This window comes from Sulfurihydrogenibium yellowstonense SS-5 (genome assembly GCF_000173615.1).
GTDB classification, from domain to species: domain Bacteria; phylum Aquificota; class Aquificia; order Aquificales; family Hydrogenothermaceae; genus Sulfurihydrogenibium; species Sulfurihydrogenibium yellowstonense.
In genome coordinates this window covers 1-2,132 of the sequence record NZ_ABZS01000222.1, presented here as the reverse complement: position 1 = coordinate 2,132, position 2,132 = coordinate 1, and the positions used below count along the sequence as shown (strand labels likewise).

The following is a 2,132-nucleotide window of genomic DNA, read 5'->3' as shown; positions in this document are numbered from 1 at the left end:
CCGTTAAATTTTTATTCAAAAATAAAATCGCTTATAACTTACTCTATCAACATTCTGACAACCATTATACCAAATTTTTAAAAAACCTGCAAGTTGAAGTTTTTTGCAGCAAACCTCGATATACAGAAAATATATTATTATATTTTATCCTTTAACTTCCCATCATAAGCCAATTGCTGAAAACCCAAAACTCAGAAGCCCGCTGCAAATATCACTCTTTAACTTGCCGATCTTAAAAAATTTTAAAATAAAAAATTACAAATTTTCAAAAAATTAAGCATTAAAAATTTCAAAGTTAAAAAGTTTAATTTAACAAATACTTAAAATTACTCTTCAAAAAATCCCTTTCAAACCATCATTACACAAGCTCAAATCAAACATCAAAAAATAAAATTACATTACCAATACTTTAGCTTTACTGACTTATAAATCATCTCACTAAGCCATCACACAATCAAACAAAAAAAGCTAAGATATTGATAAACCAATCTTCGACGTCTCACTTCTCACGTCTTACGTTATCACGTAAAATAAGCTTGTGCGGGTTAACCTATTCAATTGCCAAGTTACAGTTAAAAATTAAAAAGCTAACATAAATATACAAAAAAATTTTTAACCTGTCAAGCAAAATTTAAAGACTGTTCCAAAAATCAAAGTTGTCATTCTGAAGCCGGCGAAGAATCTCATGTTTTTTCTTTTCAAATTAAAAAATCAAAAAAGAGATCCTTCCGCTTTACAGCCTCAGGATGACACGGAAAGATAAACTTACAGGAATCTTAGAACACACTTACCTATTCACTTAACAACTAAAACTGATTGATTAGCATACTTAACTATGTTTGAAGATGTACTTCCTATTAATAATCTTTTAAATCCACCAACACCTCTTCTTCCAACTACTATTAAATCACTTCCAACTTCATCAGCATAAGTCATTATCTCTTCTGCTGGATCGCCCTCCATAACTTTGTAAGTTCCATTTAGACCTGCTTGGCTTACTTTTTGGATAGCCTCTTTCAAATATTTCTCTTCCTTAGAGATCTCTTGTTTTTCATACTCTTCAATCTCTTCAGGAGAAACATAATCTATAATAGCAAATTCGAACATTCTTACAACGCCTACTACGTGCAACTCAGCATTATTGCATTTAGCTAACTCTATAGCTTTATCTAATGCCTTCAAAGAATTTTCAGACCCATCATAAGCAACTACAATTTTTTTAAACATAAAATTACCCTCCGTTAAATACTGTATGAATAACTTTTGTAACTATGTATCCGCCGAAAAATAGGTATAAAAATAGAACTGATGCTGCATAGATTGGCTTCATGCCAGCTTTTTTCATTTTTTCAATGTTAGTCTCAATTCCAAGTGCTGCCATAGACATAGTTAATAAAAACGTATCTACTTGGTTAATTATGTTAACATAAGATTTGTCTAAAACTGACATGGAATTTATTCCAATCATTGCAATAAAACCAAATACAAACCAAGGAATTGGAATTTCTCTTAAATTTACTCCATGTGTAGCATGTTTTTTTGCAAAGAAAAAGCTTAAAACTATAAGCAGTGGAGCAAGCATTATTACTCTTGTTAATTTTGAAATTGTCGCTGTGTTTGCTGCAACATCAGATACAGCAAAGCCTGCAGCAACAGCCTGAGCTACTTCATGAATCGTTGCACCGGCATAAATACCATATAAAGCATCATCCATTCCTAACAGTAAACCAGCTTTATAAACAGCAGGATATAAAAACATAGAAATCGTTCCAAAGATTGTAACAGTAGCTACTGCCATAGCCGCTTGATGCATTTGTCCCTTTACTATTGGAGCAGTTGCTAATACTGCAGATGCACCACATATTGAAGAACCGGACGCAAGCATATAGCTTGTTTGTTCATCAAGACCAAAAACTTTTTTAGATACATAAACTCCAAGTAAAAACGTTGTTATAAGCATGATTGCATCGATTATAATTCCTTCAAGACCGACGTCGATAACGTTTTGGAACGTTAGCCTAAATCCTAAGAAGATAATAGCAATTCTTAAAATTTTCTTTAAAGAAAAGTTAATTCCCGGTTTTAAAACTTCCGGAATTTTAATTGAATTACCTACAATTAAACCGATAATA

At 31.8% G+C, this 2,132-nt stretch carries 2 protein-coding genes; both read right to left on the bottom strand.

What is annotated here, in order from left to right; genetic code table 11:
* Positions 1-795 precede the first annotated feature (795 nt).
* Positions 796-1,227 (bottom strand): universal stress protein, encoded by a 432-nt coding sequence (locus SULYE_RS07795; protein WP_007548229.1) that lies wholly within the window; start codon positions 1,225-1,227, stop codon positions 796-798.
* Positions 1,228-1,231: 4 nt separating this feature from the next.
* Positions 1,232-2,132: YeiH family protein (locus tag SULYE_RS07790; RefSeq protein ID WP_007548228.1), on the bottom strand; the 901-nt coding region annotated here is incomplete at its 5' end.

Excerpts from the sequence above, each read along its gene's own strand:
- SULYE_RS07795 (WP_007548229.1), bottom strand. The coding sequence starts at position 1,227 with ATGTTTAAAAAAATTGTAGTTGCTTATGATGGGTCTGAAAATTCTTTG.